The following is a 15,053-nucleotide window of genomic DNA, read 5'->3' as shown; positions in this document are numbered from 1 at the left end:
GAGCAGTGCAGGGTAACAGTCAGACATAAAAAAACCGCCTTGCGGCGGTTTCTTATATTCCTGCTTCTTAAGCGTCCGACGTCAATCTGCCGACGTCCGGCTCAGGCATCACTTCACCACTTTCAGCGAAGGTCTTGCGCCAGCTGGCGGATTTTCCGCTACAGGCTTTTTCTTCGGCGGTTGCGGGTCATCCGGATTCGGTGCTCCGGCTTCAGAGCCAAACACCATTCCCTGACCATTCTCGCGCGCATAAATTGCCAATATGGCAATAACAGGCACAAAGACCGCCATTGGCACACCACCAAAGCGGGCATTAAACGACAGACCACTTTCATCAATCAGCAGGTTCTGCACAGCTCCGGGACTGATATTCAGCACAATCTGCCCGTTATTCACATATTCCTGCGGAACCTGAACATCGGGCAGTAAAGCATCAACCAGAACGTAAGGCGTGCACTGATTATCGAGAATCCACTCATTCAGCGCCCGCATTAAGTACGGACGACTGGGTGTCATGGTATTACTCATCAGTCGCGCATTTCCCGCTCAGCTTCAGAGAGGCTGGCGATAAAGGATTCACGCTCAAACAAACGCTCCATATATTGCAGCATCGGCTTGCAGGATTTTTCCGGCAATTCGATACCCAGTACCGGCAAGCGCCACAGGATCGGGCCAACGCAGCAATCAACAATGGAGAACTCTTCGCTCATAAAATATGGCAATTCTGCAAAGATCGGGCTGGTTGCAATCAGACTGTCAGTCAGCTGTTTACGGGCTGCTTCAACATCCTTGCCTTTTCCGTTGAGGATGGTGTCGATCAGGCCACCCCAGTCTTTTTCGATGCGGTTAATCCACAGACGGCTTTGCGCACGGGCAACCGGGTAAACCGGCAACAGCGGCGGGTGCGGGAAGCGCTCGTCGAGGTATTCCATCATCACGTTTGGTTCGTACAGAACCAGATCGCGATCCACCAGTGTTGGCAGCGAGTTGTATGGGTTCAGTGATGCCAGATCTTCTGGCTTGTTGTCAGGATCGACGTCATGAATTTCTACCGCCACCCCTTTTTCAGCCAGTACGATACGTACACGGTGACTGTAATGATCTGACGCATCCGAATAGAACGTCATGGAAGAGCGTTTAGCCACAACCCCCATAATTTCCTTACCTCTTAGCAAACCCAAAAACAAAGATAGCCCGGCCGCAAAAGCGGACGGGCTGTGCAGGCAATCAGCTGCCGGACGTCTTACTTAACGTCGCGCCAGTATTCTTTGTTCAGCATATATACAGGAACAAAGAAGATTGCCAGGAATAACAGTACCCACCAGCCGATGCGCTCACGCTCAACAGCAATAGGTTCAGCCATGTAAACCAGGAAGTTAACCAGGTCGAACACAACTTTGTCGTACTCTTCTGCAGACAGGGTACCCTCTTCTGCCAGATAAAGAACGCCTTCGTGCTCTTCGGTGATTTCCTGACCAGTCAGGGTATCAAAGCCCACAGCAACCTGTGCGGTGCCTTTTACCTGACGACCCTGAAGATCAGCCAGAACATGCGGCATACCAACGTCTTTAAATACAGCGTTGTTTACGCCCCACGGACGGCTTGGGTCTTCATAAAAGCTGCGCATGTAGGTGTATACCCAATCAGGGCGGCGAACACGGGCAACCAGAGTCAGATCCGGAGGAGTAGCACCAAACCAACGCTTGGAGTCTTCTTTCTGCATGGCAATGGTCATCAGCTCACCGAACTGCTTGCCGGCAAAGTTCAGATTTTCCTGCATCAGTTCTTCCGGGATGCCCAGGTCGCGGGCAACACGGTTAAAACGGGCATGCTCCAGTGAGTGACAGCCCATGCAGTAGTTAGCAAAGGTCTGTGCACCACGCTGCAGGGATGCAGTGTCGGTCAGATCGGTCAGGTGCTTGTCCAGATGAACTCCGGCCCCTGCAGCCATCGCAACGGCTGGAATAAATGCTGCAATTAACGCGAATACTTTTTTCATTATCAGTGGCCCCCGGTTACGCGCTCTGGTACTGGTTTGGTTTTTTCCATGCGGGTGTAGAACGGCATCAGCAGGAAGAAGCCAAAGTAAATAACTGAGCAGAAACGAGCCAGGAAAGTATTCAGGTCGTTCGCTGGCTGAGTACCAAGCCAGGTCAGTTCAACGAAGGCAGCAGCAAAGACAACGATAAACACTTTGCTGATCCAGCCTTTGTAGCGCCAGCTCTTAACCGGGCTGCGATCCAGCCATGGCAGAACAAACAGAACGGCAATAGCAGCGGCCATGGCAACAACACCCAGCAGCTTATCCGGTACCGCACGCAGAATCGCGTAGAACGCACCGAAATACCATACAGGAGCAATATGCTCTGGGGTTTTCAGGCCGTTAGCCGGCTCAAAGTTAGCGTACTCCAGCATGAAACCGTTACCTTCAGGGAAGAAGAACAGCACGGTGCAGAAGATCATCAGGAAGACAACAATACCCACCATGTCATGTACGGTGTAGTAAGGGTGGAACGGGATACCATCCAGCGGCTTACCGTTTTCGTCTTTCAGTTTTTTGATATCAACGCCATCCGGGTTGTTAGAACCCACTTCGTGCAGCGCCAGCAGGTGCAGAACCACCAGCATCACGATCACCAGAGGCAGAGCAATAACGTGCAGAGCGAAGAAGCGGTTCAGGGTGGCACCGGAAATCAGGAAGTCACCACGGATCCACTCAGTCAGAGCATCACCAATACCGAAAGGAATAACTGAGAACAGAGAGATAATTACCTGCGCACCCCAGTAAGACATCTGTCCCCATGGCAGTACGTAACCCATGAAAGCTTCCGCCATCAGAGCCAGATAAATCAGCATACCAAAGATCCAGATCAGCTCGCGTGGCTTCTGGTATGAACCGTACAGAATCGCACGCATCATGTGCAGATAAACGGCAATAAAGAAGAAGGTAGCACCGGTGGAGTGCAGGTAACGGATCAGCCAGCCCCACTCAACATCACGCATGATGTATTCAACAGAAGCAAAGGCGCCTTCGGCACTTGGCACGAAGTTCATGGTCAGCCAGATACCGGTCAGGATCTGGTTAGCCAGCATCAGCATGGACAGTACGCCGAAGAAGTACCAGAAGTTAAAGTTCTTCGGTGCATAGTACTTGGACATATGCTTTTCATAGGTCTGGGTAACCGGCAGACGGTCATCAATCCAGCCCATCAGGGTGTTTTGCTGCTTACTCATTAAGCGTTCTCCTCATCAACACCGATTACCAGAACATTGTCGTCCTCGAAAGAGTAAGGAGGAACAATCAGGTTGGTAGCAGCTGGTGAGCCGTTAAATACGCGGCCAGACAAATCAAAACGGGAGCCGTGACACGGACAGAACCAACCGCCCTGCCAGTTTGCGTCGAATGTTTCCGGCTTAACTTCAGCGAAGTATTTCGGCGCACAACCCAGGTGAGTACACACACCCAGCAGGACAATAAACTCCGGTTTGCGCGAGCGATAAATATTATCGGCGTAAGCAGGCTGCTGCTCTTTAACGCTGTTTTCCGGGTCTTTCAGGTTGTCATTCAGGTTTGGCAGATTGTCCAGCTGTTCCTGGGTGCGGCGTGCAATATACACCGGCTTACCACGCCATTCGGCGGTCAGCATTGCACCTGGCTCAATTTTGCTGATATCGACTTTTGCCGGAGCACCTGCTGCTTTCGCCTTCTCACTTGGCAACCAAGATTTCACGAAGGGTACTGCGAGAAAGCCAGCGCCGACAGCACCGACGCCGGCTGTAGCGCCTACGAGCAGAGTACGCCGACCCTTATTCACGCCGTCTTGACTCATTACCATCTTCTCCCATCAAAAAAATTCTTTTGTGCTACAAGGTCAGGAGCCTGTTGTATATTTTTTGCACAGACCCAGCGTAGCATACAGAGCGGCGCACATAGTAAAGAAATTGGGGAGGGGAAACAACCTGAAAAACCCACAGAACATGGGGTTTTGGGCATAAAAAAAGCGTCCATTGACATAAGCCAATGAACGCTTCTTTTTGTATTCTGCGAGCGAATTAACGCTTGGAGAATTGTGGCTTCTTACGTGCTTTACGCAGACCCACTTTCTTACGCTCAACTTCACGGGCGTCACGGGTAACATAACCCGCTGCACGCAGAGAAGGACGCAGAGTTTCGTCGTATTGCATCAGGGCACGGGTAATACCGTGACGGATTGCACCGGCCTGACCGTTACCACCACCACCGTTAACGTTAATGATAACGTCAAACTTGGTCAGGTTTTCAGTCAGTTCGAGTGGTTGACGAACAACCATACGAGCGGTTTCACGACCAAAGTAAACATCCAGAGGACGCTTATTAACTACGATGCTGCCAGTACCAGGACGCAGGAACACACGAGCTGTGGAGGTCTTACGACGACCGGTACCATAGTATTGAGAGACTGCCATCATATTATCCCAGTTTCAGTTCTTGCGGCTGCTGAGCGGTATGCGGATGCTCGCTACCAGCATAAACTTTCATTTTTTTGTACATGGCACGACCTAAAGGATTCTTTGGAAGCATACCTTTAACGGCCAGTTCGATTACCATTTCAGGCTTATGGTCAATCAGTTTCTCGAAAGAAATAGACTTCAGACCACCTGGGTAACCAGTGTGATGATGGTACATCTTGTCACTGGTTTTATTACCGGTAACTTTAACTTTGTCTGCATTGATAACAACGATGTAATCGCCGGTATCAACGTGTGGAGTGTATTCTGGCTTGTGCTTGCCTCTCAGACGGCGAGCAACCTCAGTGGCCAGGCGACCCAGCGTCTGTTCAGCTGCATCAACTACAAACCACTCACGTTTTACGGTTTCGGGTTTCGCGCTGTATGTTTTCATCAATTTCTCGCCTTTAAGGGCATGTTGATTCGAAAAGAGGGCGGCATTCTATAGGAAGGAAGATCCTTCCGCAAGTCATAATCCTGTATGAATTATGATCCGACCGGACACGAAGGCTAAGCCCGCACCGGCACTGGGATGGCGCCCGCCATCACAGTAAAAGAAACCGCCGTTTGCGGTCAGCAAACGGCGGTTCAGATATCTGTAACGACTGTACTTTGGTCAGTAATGCTCCGGCTCGCGGAACTTCACCAGACCGTAAATCAGGGTCAGCATGGTAACCATGATATCGAGCAGAATGGACAGTGCCATCATGGTCGATGTGTCTTCCTGCTGGTCGTAGCCCAGCGTCTGGCCAACATAGAAGCAGGCAACGCTGACGACAAACCCAATCAGGATGCAGGCTACCAGAAAATAGCCCTTGCCGTCATCCATCGTAAGCGTTTCATCCAGAACCTTTGCCTGCAACAGGAAGTAAGCGCCATAACAGAGCGCGCATGCCAGCACCATGCCGGCCAGAAAGTAAGCAACCATAAGAGTCAGTCCGCAGAATAATAACTGCTCTAAGACTAGCCCAGACAGACTGACCTGCAAGCACGGGCTGACAATACTGTCAGCATTCATCCGCCTCATGCTCAGCCCTATTCGGCTGCCTATCCCGCTTCAGTGCGCGCGACACAAGCATTCTCAGCTGCGCAGGCTTAATGGGCTTATGCAGATAATCAAGGCGCTCGCGGCGAAATTCCTCCACCACTTCGTCACTGGTATCACCGGTTACAATAAGAGCCGGTACGTCTGCCAACACTGAGCGGATTTCAGCCACCAGCTGACAACCATTGTATTTTCCGGGCATACGGTAATCGGCAATCAGCATTTGTGGAATATATCCATCCCTGACAGCCTGCAGGGCGGCTTCCGTTGTCAGGAAGCCCGTACATTCGGCACCCCAGGATGCGATCAGCGAATCCATGGCTTCAAGAATCAGCGCTTCGTTATCAACGATCATGACCCTCAAACCATTGAGACTGCCCTCCTTAGCGCTTCCTTCCACGCGACTTAACTCAGGCAAGGGACAATCTTCTTCCCGGCCGCGCGGCAGAGTCACAATAAATTCAGTCCCCCTGCCAAGCTCGGAACGCACTTCAATATCATGCCCCAATAAACTGATAATGCGCCGGACAATTGCCAGCCCGAGCCCCAACCCCTGACGCCGGTCACGCTCCTGATTCTGTACCTGAAAGAACTCCTGAAAAATGGCTTCCAGATTTTCAGCCGAGATGCCGATACCGGTATCCCGTATATGCACCTGCAGGGCGTTACCCTTGCCACTTTCAAAAAAGACATCAATCCGCCCCTGCTCTGTATAGCGGAATGCATTAACCAGCAAATTCGTGATAACCCTTTCCAGCAAAATCGGATCTGAATTAACGACATGCCGGCCATAGTTAACATTAAACTCCAGCCCCTGCAGCCTTGCCTTCAGCTGAAACTGACGCTCAAGCTTACGCAGGATGTCTTCAACAACAAAACTGGCACGCCTGACCTGCACGTTGCCTGAGTCCAGATGCGAGACATCAAACAGCGCATCCAGAAGCTCGTTAAGTGCCCCCACGCCCTGGCGGATGTTACGCAAATCCGCCTGCTGCTCGGGATCTTTCACTTTTGCAGCAAGAATCTCGGTATACAGATTGACCGCCTGCAACGGCTGACGCAGGTCGTGACTGGCGGATGCAAGAAAGCGCGACTTTTCCTCACTGGCCCGGTTCGCCCGGTCAGTCTGCTGCTGCAAATCGGCAATCAGATCAAGGTTGGCGTATTTAAGACGAATAGAGTTGTCGATAACCCTGTGCACCGTCCGGCTGAAACCAAAAGTGGCAAACAGGTACACCACGGCACCGAAGCCCATCCAGCGATACATAACCTGATCCTGGGTAACCATACTCAGAATCATAGGTAACATCAGCGGAGCGGAAAATAATATGTAGGATAACGGCCGGGAAGACAGTGACACCATGCTGCCGGCGATCATGCTGATAAAAGTCAGTATCAGATAGGCAAGGTTATTAATATTCTCTGCATCAAACAGTACTGCACCACCAGCTCCCCATACGCAGCCGGTAAGAAAAATAAGAAAGGTCTGATTTCTGCCGTAGCGGAATATTTCTTTATGCGTACTGATCGTATTGCCCGGATAATGATAATGCACCATCCGGATCGCAAGCATAATATAAAGAGCAATGCTCCAACAAATTACCCGCGTTGCATAATCACCTCCCCAGAAGACAATTAATAAAGGCACACTGCCCAACAAATTGCCCAGAAGGATCATTGGTGTATTGCGGCGAACTACCCTGATTTTTTCAGCAAGGATCTCATTTTCATATTCAGATGACGTGGCAGTATTTTGGTTAAACCATAATCGCTGCATAGATACTTGCCTAATCGAGGCCCAGTTGATGTGCTTTTTTACTGGACTCAGAACGGCTCTGAGCCCCCAGTGCATGGAAGATAGCGCTGAGATGAGACTTTACCGTAGCCACACTCAGGCACAACTGCTCGGCAATCGCCTGGTTGGACAGTCCTTTTTTCACCAGCCGCAGAACTTCCAGCTGACGCGGCGTCATATTGTGCTGGGCAGCCCAAAGAGCACCGTCAGACAAAAAGTCTTCTTCATTAACATCGGTTTTATTGGAGTAGACCACTTTGCCATTCATCACATCGGCAATGGTCTGAACAATGCGGTCGCCCGACGATGACTTCGGGATAAAACTCATCGCACCCAGTTCAATAGCCTTGCGCATATCTTCCGGGTCGCGGGATGCAGAAACAATAATAACCGGAGTGAGGTTGCCACACTTGCTCATCTCAGACAGCAACATAAAGCCGTCCATGATAGGCAGGCGCAAATCCACCAGGGCGATATCAAACTTTACCGATTTCAGACGCTCCAGAGCAGCCTTGCCATTATTAACCGTTTCGATTTCAGCATTCAGATCGGAGGCAGACAATATCCCCCTTAATCCATCCACAAACATCTGATGATCATCAACCAGAAGTATTTTCATATCAGCCCTCCATGCCTCACCCTACAGGCTGCACATAAGCCTATTAAGATAATTCATATTAAATCATCTGTAACCAGCCAAAAGGATGGTCTGAAATAAACGATCAGCATATCAGATATTCCGCAGATCACTATAAATCATTTTATTATCAATATTGGTCGCACAATAACGCATTCCAACCTTACGGACGATAATAAAGCCTTCTCGCGGGGCATATCATTTCTCCCGGCATATCCGATCGATAAGCATTGCAGCATTTGGCATATCGTACGGGCAACGACAAACCACGAAAATGGATGACTCGACTATTATGAAACTGACAACCACCCTCCTGACAGCCGCCATCGCTGGCGCCAGCAGCCTGCTGCATGCTGCTGACGTACGCGAAGACTACGACCTCAACGATAACGGACTGATCGAAATCAACAGCCTGCAGGATCTGGACGCGATGCGTAATTATCGTGACGCAGAATATGAATTTAACTTAAGCACTGCAGCAGGCTGCCCGGAAGGCGGCTGTACCGGTTTTGAGCTGACCACCGATCTGAATTTCGATACCAATAGCGATGGCGTTATCAACGCCAGTGATGAATTCTGGAACGAAGGCGCTGGCTGGGAACCGGTTGGAGGCACCCCAACCTTCGGCGCCATCTTTGACGGTAACAATCATGTTATCCGCAACCTGTATATCAACCGTCCGGAAAGCGATAACGTCGGTTTGTTCGGCGTGGTATATAGCGGGACCAGTCATATTCGTAACCTAGCCATCGCCGGGCCGCTAACCTCTGTCACTGGCAAGAATGATGTCGGTATTTTGATTGGACGAATCACAAGAGGTGACGTAACCAATGTCAGCACCAGCGGCATCGTTCAAGGTGCGATCAATGTCGGCGGATTAATTGGCGGAGCTTATTACGAAGGTAGCAGACGTAAAGTCACTTTATGCTATTCCACAGCCGACGTAAGTGCCAGCGAAAGCCCGGCCGGTGGGTTAATCGGTTTTAGCAATCGAACTGATGTATACCAGTGTTTTGCCAAGGGCGATGTGACCGCCAATGCCAAAGCCGGTGGTTTTATCGGTGTAACCCAGAACATTAGCATCGGAGACAGCTATGCCACTGGTGATGTCAGTGCAAACGATATAGCTGGTGGCCTGATCGGGGCTAACGACTTTGGCGTTCTCAATGTTTATTTCACTTATGCCACAGGTAAGGTCAGCATCTCCAACAGTACAGGTATTGCAGGCGGGCTGATTGGCCAGGCCAATAACAGCTCGATCAACAGCAGCCATTGGGCCACAGAAACGGGCCAGCAGTACCTCAATGGTAGCGGTACAATAAGTGGTGATGACAAGAACAGCAGCCATACTCAGGCCGTCCTCAGCTGCCCGGTTGCTGCCGATGATACCGACTGCACTACTGATACAACGCTCTACCCAGGCTGGACAAACAGCTACACAATGGCCGACGACACTGAAGTCGGTTACTGGGATTTCGGTACAGACGGCCAAATGCCCGTTTTAACCGCACAGGGCTATGTATTACGTGACCGCGATGGCGATGGCATCTGGGATTTTAATGATACCTACCCGGATGATCCGTCCAATACAGCGCCAAAATCCTCATCTGGCAGCTCTGGCGGCGGTTCACTGATCTGGCTGCTGTGCTTGTTACCATTTACGCTACGTCTGAATAAAGTAATCCGGCACTAAGCCTCAAAACTCCGCTCCGGCGGAGTTTTTTCACCCTGCCAACAATACTTAACGCAGAATTTAAATACTCCGGAGTTTACCCGGCGATTAAACACTGAATATAAAAATAATTTCCTGAAAAAATATTTTTACCGGAAAAACACTAATCTTCTCTCCGGCCCTTTATTGGCTATTTAATTAAAAAATAAAAAACATGCACACTACTCACCCCAAAGCCAACCATCCAAAAGAATGAACATAGATAATTATTGCCATACGTCATAATTTCATCCTTCCCCTCAGATCATTAACATATTTCATTCTTATGGAGGATAAAATCCCGTAACAACCGGTAATAAGATCCCGCTCACCATACATGCCTGCCTGGACTTCAGAATAGTCAGGCAGCTGATCAAAATCACATAACGACGATGATGGATAATCGGGTGACACTATGAACCTTAAAAAAACTCTTCTGGCGACCGCCATTATTGGCCTTAGCGCTCAGGTATTAGCTGCGGAACCACGCGACGATTACGATCTGGATGATAACGGGCTGATTGAAATCAACAGCCTGCAGGATCTGGACGCGATGCGTAATTATCGCGATGCAGAATCTGAATTTAACTTAAGCACTGCAGCAGGCTGCCCGGAAGGCGGCTGTACCGGTTTTGAGCTGACCACCGACCTGAATTTCGATACCAATGGTGATGGCGTGATTGACGCCAGTGATGAATTCTGGAATGACGGCTTGGGCTGGGATCCTGTTGGCAGCAGCCCGAACCCGACCTTCGGTGTCGTATTCGACGGTAACAATCATGTTATCCGTAACCTCTATATCAACCGTCCTGAAACCGATAACGTCGGTTTATTCGGCCATGTGTACTGGGGTAAGGTTTATAATCTGGCTGTTGCAGGACCACAGACCTCAGTCACCGGCAAGAACAATGTCGGCATTCTGATTGGCCTGATCACCAAGGGTGAAGTAACCCATGTCAGCACCGCCGGTCAGGTTCAGGGAGGTGTCAATGTCGGTGGTTTAATCGGAAGATTTGCCCCGGAAAGCGGCGTGAGAAATACCGCCTCTTTCTGCTACTCCGGCGCCAGCGTGACGGGCAATACATATAGCGGCGGACTGATCGGCAGTATTGTTGACAACAATATTACTGAATGTTTTGCCACCGGCGGTGTATCCGGCGCAGAGGTTGCCGGAGGCCTGATTGGCATTGCGCAGAATGTCAGTATCCGCAATACCTACGCCAGCGGTGATGTCAGTGCCACCACCGGCTTTGCTGCCGGGCTGGTTGGTGCTTCCCGCACCACGATGAATATTTACAGTTCTTATGCCATGGGTAAAGTAACCGCCCCGGAAGGCGCGGTTACTGGCGGTCTGGTTGCGTCATCCAACGGTACTTCAGCCTATAACAGCTACTGGACCGAAGAAACCGGTCAGGAATCCGCTTATGGTGATGGCTCTTTTACCCTGGATTCCAATAGCGGAACTTACTCTCAGGCCATTCTCAGCTGCCCGACTGCGGCCGATGATACCGACTGCACGCCGGAAGCTACACTTTACTCTGGGTGGACAGGCAGCTACACACTGGCCGATGAAACGGTGGTGAATTACTGGGATTTCGGTACCGCGAATCAAATGCCGGTGTTAACCGCACAGGGCTATGTATTACGTGACCGTGATGGCGATGGCATCTGGGATTTTAATGATACCTACCCGGATGATCCGTCCAATACAGCGCCAAAATCCTCATCTGGCAGCTCTGGCGGCGGTTCGCTGATCTGGTTGCTGGGACTTGCTCCTCTGGTATTACGCCGTAAGTCAAAAGCCTGACAAACAGCAGCTGATATACAGCAGCTGATATAAAGAACCCCGCATCGCGGGGTTTTTTATTTTTGATTATGAAAAATAAAAAACAACGTCATCAGCAAGAAATCCCTTCGCGTCACCATGCCTGAAAAATAATAAGCACATGGAATTTAATCAGCATTTATTTTCAGAATTTTAACAACGACATAAAACCTTATTTTAAAAATGGATTTCCATCCTTTTGCAGGATTAAGTACCGGAAGTTTATCGATAAAATCCTCAACGGATATAAAACCTCTGATTTTTCCCCAACCGGTATTCACTACCACCAGGAGAAACAATGAAATCCCTTAAATATTTCCTGCCTGCCCTGCTCTTTACCAGCAGTACGCAGGTCTTTGCCGAAAATAATCGTGCTGACTACGATATTGACGATAACGGCCTTATCGAAATCAATGATCTGGCCGACCTGAATGAAATCCGCAACGCTCTGGATGGCCGTTCATTATACGGTTCCAGCGCCGGCTGTCCGTCAAGTGGCTGCGTTGGCTTCGAGCTGACCTCCGACCTGAATTTTGACCAGAACGGCGATGGTGTTCTGAATGAATACGACCCTTATTGGAATAACGGCACTGGCTGGCAGCATATCGGAAACCCCTCAACTCCCTTCACCGCGGTATTTAACGGTAATAATCATAGCATCCATAATTTATTGATTAATCGCCCCGGTGAAAGCTATGCATCGTTGTTTGGTCGCGTCGAAAACACAACCATCAGCAATATTCATTTGCGCGGTCCGCTGAGTTTTATTACCGGTTATAAGTCTGTCGGACCACTGGCAGGACACATCGTGAATACTCAGGTGATTAATGCCAGTGCCGATGTGGAAGTTTTCGCTTACGGAACCACCAGTGGCGGATTGATAGGCTGGGCGCAGAATAACGCCGTTATCCGCCATAGTTACGCCACCGGCAATGTAACGACCAATTCCTGGCGTGCCGGAGGACTGGTGGGGATGTCATCCACCAATTCCGTCATTGAGGGCTGTTTCGCCACCGGTAATATCATGGGCACCAGTCAGGAGGCGTCCGGCGTCATGTCTGGCGGTCTGGCCGGCACCCTGCGGGAAGGCTCACTCATCAGCAACAGTTTTGCCACAGGCAGTGTCAGCGGCAATTCATCCGCCAGCAGCCTGGTCGGTTCAATGGTTCACAGTGAAGTTAAAAACGCCTTTGCCATCGGACATGTCACTTACACCTCCACACAAACACCCGCAGGTCTGGTGGGCACGGTTTACCGCGATGGTAATGAGTTTATCAGTTACAGCCACTGGGCAACCGATACCACCGGCCGGACACACATGGTCAATGGCAGTACGGTTACCTCTGTCGGCAATGCCGGTGTCACCCTGGCCGAACTGCAATGTCCGGTTGCAGGCACCGACAGCAGCTGCAGCAGCGCCGTACTCTATTCCGGCTGGGAAACTGAAACCTACGATGCCGGCACCTCAGCGCCAGTACCTTACTGGGACTTCGGTGACAGCAATCAACTGCCGGGCCTGCTGATTAATGGCGTTGTCCACCGTGACAGCGATGGCGACGGCGTGCTCGATGCAGATGACAAGTACCCTTTTGATGCCAGTGAAAGCACGGATACCGATGGCGATGGTATTGCCGATAACACCGATCCGGATATTGATAATGACGGTGTCGCCAATAATGAAGATGCCTTCCCTTACGACGATACAGAATCAAGCGACCGTGACGGTGACGGTGTTGGTGACAACCGCGATGCGTTCCCGGATGACAGCAACGAATGGCTGGATAACGATAACGATGGGGCCGGAAACAACAGCGACACAGATGACGACAACGACGGCGTAGCCGATGAAAACGATGCCTTCCCTTACGATGCGGCGGAATGGGCCGACACAGACAAAGACGGCATCGGCAACAACGCCGATCCGGACGATGACAACGATGGTGTTGCCGACAGCGAAGATGCCTTCCCTCTGGACCCGAGTGCATCACGGGCAGATCAGGTGGTCGATGCCGATGGCAATGGCCTGATTGAAATTAAGACGCTGGCTGACCTGAACAATATCCGCAACAATCTGGACGGCACCAGCATGGATGGTATCACCGCCGGCTGTCCCAACACCCTATGTCATGGTTTTGAATTAACCGCTGACCTCGACTTTGACACCAATGGCGACGGCCAGATGGATGCCAATGATGAATACTGGAATGACGGCGAAGGCTGGATCTCGATCGGGTCCAGAAAATATCCGTTTGAAGCACAGTTTAATGGCAATGGCCACCGTATCAGTAACCTCTATATTAACCGCCCATCAGGTATTTGGGAGGGGCTGTTTGCCACTATTAACAATGCCGATATACGCTTACTCAGTCTCGACGGTCCGTTAATGTCGGTCACTGCCAACACCTATGTGGGCGCCATTGCCGGCGGTGTCTGGGACAGTAATATCAGCGGTGTCTGGATCAGAGGGGATGTTGCCGGAGAGGCTTATGTCGGTGGCCTGGCAGGAGTAATGATCAACAATAGCGGTACGCCACGCCAGATTTTATTCAGCTATAACATGGGCAATGTTACCGCTACTAATAATGATTACTTTGCACAGGCTGGCGGACTGGTAGGCAGCGCTGACGGAATCGATATCAGTAACAGCGCTTTTTACGGTGATGTTGACGGCTATGAAACGGGTGGCCTGATTGGCCGGGTCAGAAACAATGGCACGTTGATAAACACCTATGTACGCGGCAATGTGAATTCGAAAAACAGCGCCGGTGGACTGGTTGGCCGAGGCTTAAACAGTACAATCATTATTCAGAATGCGTATGTATCTGGTGTGATCAGCAGCGCAACCGATATTGCCGGTGCCATGGTTGGGGAATCAGACGTGATGCGCATCAACAACAGTTACTGGGCAACAGAAAGCGGGCCGCAACAGCCATGGGGCAGCAGTAACCTGCTCGATGACAACAGCGCTGAATACGGTGCGGTAAGCGATGCCGCTCTGCGTTGCGCGGTGAGTGCTGATAATACCAGCTGTGCCTCCATCACATTGTTTAATGGCTGGTCTGACAGCACCTATACCGCGCCTGACGGACAGCCGGTCAGCTTCTGGGACTTCGGCACCTCAGAGCAGTTGCCTGTACTGACCGCACTGGGCCGGGTACTGCGTGACACGGATGCTGATGGCTACATCGACGATGAAGATGCTTTCCCGGAGGATCCGGCCGAGTGGTCTGATGTTGATGGTGACGGTATCGGTGATAACAGCGACCCTGTCGACAACCGTGATGATCCGGACGGCGGCGATGGATCTGACGGTGGCGACGGTACAGATGGCACAGACAGTGGTGGTTCATCTTCCGGTCGCTCATCCTCCGGCGGTGGTTCACTGCTGTGGCTGCTGGGTATGACCCCATTGCTGTTGCGCCGGAAAATGAACCGTACTTCAGGTAATCCCCGCATCTTATAAAATGCGGAGATAGCGCCAGAGACCTGAATACTGGCCCGCCAATATTCAGGTCGCATTCTGATTGAGTAAAACTCAAAAAATAAACCCCG

General features: G+C 50.8%; 13 protein-coding genes. 3 read left to right on the top strand and 10 right to left on the bottom strand.

The genetic code is table 11. From position 1 onward, the window contains the following. Positions 1–108: 108 nt before the first annotated feature. The 10 genes from HUF19_RS02550 to HUF19_RS02505 all read right to left on the bottom strand — a co-directional run bounded on the left by HUF19_RS02550 (position 109) and on the right by HUF19_RS02505 (position 7,947). Positions 109–528, bottom strand: a complete 420-nt coding sequence (locus tag HUF19_RS02550) for a ClpXP protease specificity-enhancing factor (protein WP_436317737.1) — start codon at positions 526–528, stop codon at positions 109–111. Further along, a complete protein-coding gene (gene sspA / locus HUF19_RS02545; RefSeq protein WP_145471056.1) occupies positions 528–1,154 on the bottom strand; it encodes a stringent starvation protein SspA in 627 nt (208 codons plus the stop codon). Before sspA ends, HUF19_RS02550 begins: the two co-directional genes overlap by 1 nt. Positions 1,155–1,243: 89 nt before the next feature. Continuing rightward, positions 1,244–1,999, bottom strand: a complete 756-nt coding sequence (locus HUF19_RS02540) for a cytochrome c1 (RefSeq protein WP_260998352.1) — start codon at positions 1,997–1,999, stop codon at positions 1,244–1,246. Between the two features lie 2 nt (positions 2,000–2,001). Beyond that, a complete protein-coding gene (locus HUF19_RS02535; RefSeq protein ID WP_260998351.1) occupies positions 2,002–3,234 on the bottom strand; it encodes a cytochrome b in 1,233 nt (410 codons plus the stop codon). Beyond that, a complete protein-coding gene (petA, locus tag HUF19_RS02530; RefSeq protein ID WP_260998350.1) occupies positions 3,234–3,830 on the bottom strand; it encodes a ubiquinol-cytochrome c reductase iron-sulfur subunit in 597 nt (198 codons plus the stop codon). Before petA ends, HUF19_RS02535 begins: the two co-directional genes overlap by 1 nt. A gap of 223 nt (positions 3,831–4,053) precedes the next feature. Further along, positions 4,054–4,446: a 30S ribosomal protein S9 gene (gene rpsI, locus HUF19_RS02525; RefSeq protein WP_260999457.1), complete on the bottom strand. Its 393-nt coding sequence runs from the start codon at positions 4,444–4,446 to the stop codon at positions 4,054–4,056. A gap of 4 nt (positions 4,447–4,450) precedes the next feature. Then, positions 4,451–4,882 (bottom strand): 50S ribosomal protein L13, encoded by a 432-nt coding sequence (gene rplM, locus HUF19_RS02520; RefSeq protein ID WP_145471059.1) that lies wholly within the window; start codon positions 4,880–4,882, stop codon positions 4,451–4,453. A gap of 222 nt (positions 4,883–5,104) precedes the next feature. After that, positions 5,105–5,416, bottom strand: coding sequence for a hypothetical protein (locus HUF19_RS02515; RefSeq protein WP_260998349.1), 312 nt, complete (start codon positions 5,414–5,416; stop codon positions 5,105–5,107). Positions 5,417–5,495: 79 nt separating this feature from the next. Continuing rightward, positions 5,496–7,106 carry a hybrid sensor histidine kinase/response regulator gene (locus HUF19_RS02510; RefSeq protein ID WP_260998348.1) on the bottom strand — a complete coding sequence of 537 codons (1,611 nt, stop codon included), beginning with the start codon at positions 7,104–7,106 and terminating at the stop codon, positions 5,496–5,498. A gap of 214 nt (positions 7,107–7,320) precedes the next feature. Then, entirely contained in the window at positions 7,321–7,947 is a 627-nt protein-coding gene (locus tag HUF19_RS02505; protein WP_260998347.1) for a response regulator transcription factor, read from the bottom strand. Between the two features lie 310 nt (positions 7,948–8,257). On the opposite strand from HUF19_RS02505, the gene HUF19_RS02500 reads away from it, so the two are divergent. The 3 genes from HUF19_RS02500 to HUF19_RS02490 all read left to right on the top strand — a co-directional run bounded on the left by HUF19_RS02500 (position 8,258) and on the right by HUF19_RS02490 (position 14,964). Next, positions 8,258–9,658, top strand: coding sequence for a hypothetical protein (locus HUF19_RS02500; protein ID WP_260998346.1), 1,401 nt, complete (start codon positions 8,258–8,260; stop codon positions 9,656–9,658). Between the two features lie 433 nt (positions 9,659–10,091). Next, positions 10,092–11,483, top strand: a complete 1,392-nt coding sequence (locus HUF19_RS02495) for a hypothetical protein (protein WP_260998345.1) — start codon at positions 10,092–10,094, stop codon at positions 11,481–11,483. A gap of 316 nt (positions 11,484–11,799) precedes the next feature. After that, the gene (locus tag HUF19_RS02490) at positions 11,800–14,964 is read left to right on the top strand and encodes a GLUG motif-containing protein (RefSeq protein WP_260998344.1); all 3,165 of its coding nucleotides are present in this window, start codon (positions 11,800–11,802) and stop codon (positions 14,962–14,964) included. Positions 14,965–15,053 lie beyond the last annotated feature (89 nt).

The sequence above is a fragment of the Thalassolituus hydrocarboniclasticus genome (assembly GCF_025345565.1).
Classification (GTDB): Bacteria; Pseudomonadota; Gammaproteobacteria; order Pseudomonadales; family Oceanobacteraceae; genus Venatoribacter; species Venatoribacter hydrocarboniclasticus.
The sequence above is the reverse complement of the archived record's forward strand: the minus strand, read 5'-3'. Positions and strand labels throughout refer to the sequence as shown.

Bases quoted from the DNA above. Each gene is read 5' to 3' on its own strand.
- HUF19_RS02500 (WP_260998346.1), top strand. From the start codon at position 8,258: ATGAAACTGACAACCACCCTCCTGACAGCCGCCATCGCTGGCGCCAGC.
- HUF19_RS02495 (WP_260998345.1), top strand. From the start codon at position 10,092: ATGAACCTTAAAAAAACTCTTCTGGCGACCGCCATTATTGGCCTTAGC.
- HUF19_RS02540 (WP_260998352.1), bottom strand. From the start codon at position 1,999: ATGAAAAAAGTATTCGCGTTAATTGCAGCATTTATTCCAGCCGTTGCG.
- HUF19_RS02515 (WP_260998349.1), bottom strand. From the start codon at position 5,416: ATGGTTGCTTACTTTCTGGCCGGCATGGTGCTGGCATGCGCGCTCTGT.
- HUF19_RS02490 (WP_260998344.1), top strand. From the start codon at position 11,800: ATGAAATCCCTTAAATATTTCCTGCCTGCCCTGCTCTTTACCAGCAGT.
- sspA (WP_145471056.1), bottom strand. From the start codon at position 1,154: ATGGGGGTTGTGGCTAAACGCTCTTCCATGACGTTCTATTCGGATGCG.
- rplM (WP_145471059.1), bottom strand. From the start codon at position 4,882: ATGAAAACATACAGCGCGAAACCCGAAACCGTAAAACGTGAGTGGTTT.
- petA (WP_260998350.1), bottom strand. From the start codon at position 3,830: ATGAGTCAAGACGGCGTGAATAAGGGTCGGCGTACTCTGCTCGTAGGC.
- HUF19_RS02535 (WP_260998351.1), bottom strand. From the start codon at position 3,234: ATGAGTAAGCAGCAAAACACCCTGATGGGCTGGATTGATGACCGTCTG.
- rpsI (WP_260999457.1), bottom strand. From the start codon at position 4,446: ATGGCAGTCTCTCAATACTATGGTACCGGTCGTCGTAAGACCTCCACA.
- HUF19_RS02550 (WP_436317737.1), bottom strand. From the start codon at position 528: ATGAGTAATACCATGACACCCAGTCGTCCGTACTTAATGCGGGCGCTG.
- HUF19_RS02505 (WP_260998347.1), bottom strand. From the start codon at position 7,947: ATGAAAATACTTCTGGTTGATGATCATCAGATGTTTGTGGATGGATTA.
- HUF19_RS02510 (WP_260998348.1), bottom strand. From the start codon at position 7,106: ATGCTTGCGATCCGGATGGTGCATTATCATTATCCGGGCAATACGATC.